1 protein-coding gene is annotated in these 860 nt (G+C 71.9%); it reads right to left on the reverse strand.

Translation table 11 applies throughout. From position 1 onward, the window contains the following. The coding region (locus ACEN88_RS32975; protein ID WP_413346498.1) for a sialate O-acetylesterase at positions 1-684 on the reverse strand (684 nt) is incomplete at its 3' end. Between the last annotated feature and the right edge of the window lie 176 nt (positions 685-860).

Raw genomic sequence — 860 nt, forward strand, 5'->3', positions numbered from 1 at the left:
GTCGAAGCGGTCGCCCACGTCGAGCGTGACGGCCAGCCCCGCGTGCGCATCGTGCGCGACGGTGTCGGCCTGCGCCGCGCGCAGCTCGGCCCATGTGGAATCGCCCGGCGCCGTCGCCGTCGCGCCGTACGACGTCAGTTGCACGACGAGGAAGGGCAACGCGGGCTGGCCGAAGCGCTGGCGCCAGTCGCGCATCAGCATGGGCAGCAGGGTGCGGTATTCATCCGCCGCGTCGGCATTCGCTTCGCCCTGGTACCACGCCGCCAGCTTGAATTTGTAGCCGACCAGCGGCGCGATCATGCCGTTGTACAGCGTCGTGTAGCTCGTCAGCATGTCCCACGGTGCCGGCGGCACGGCGAGCCCCTTCAGCGCGCTGCCGCGCCGGACCTTCCACGCGGCCGGCAGCGGGATCGCCTGGCCGTCGCTCAAACCGATGGTGCGGTTGGCCGGTGCGCCCGTCATGCCGCCGCTGCCCAGGACGCGCAGGACGATCACGTTGCGGCCCGGCTTGAACACGCCCGCGGGCACCGGATAGTCGCGCCCCAGCCAGGCCAGCCCGGCGCCGCCCACACGCTGGCCGTTGACCCAGGTGGTGTCGTACGTGTCGACGGGGCCCAGGTGCAGCGCGTACGCCGCCCGCGCCTGCGCTTCCGTCAGCGTGACGGTCGTGCGGTACCACGTCACGCCGTCGACACCGGAGCCCGCCGGCGTGACGCTCTCCCACGCGCTGTCGTCGAAGTCCGGCGCGACGAAGGCACGCTGCGCGCTGAAGGGGATCCAGCCCTGGATCGGGGCCGAGTCGCTGCGCACCTTCGGCGACTACAAGACGGGCATCGACCTCGTGACGCAATACGGCACGG

The sequence above is a fragment of the Massilia sp. CT11-108 genome (assembly GCF_047302915.1).
In the GTDB taxonomy this organism is placed as follows: Bacteria; Pseudomonadota; Gammaproteobacteria; order Burkholderiales; family Burkholderiaceae_D; genus Telluria; species Telluria orientalis.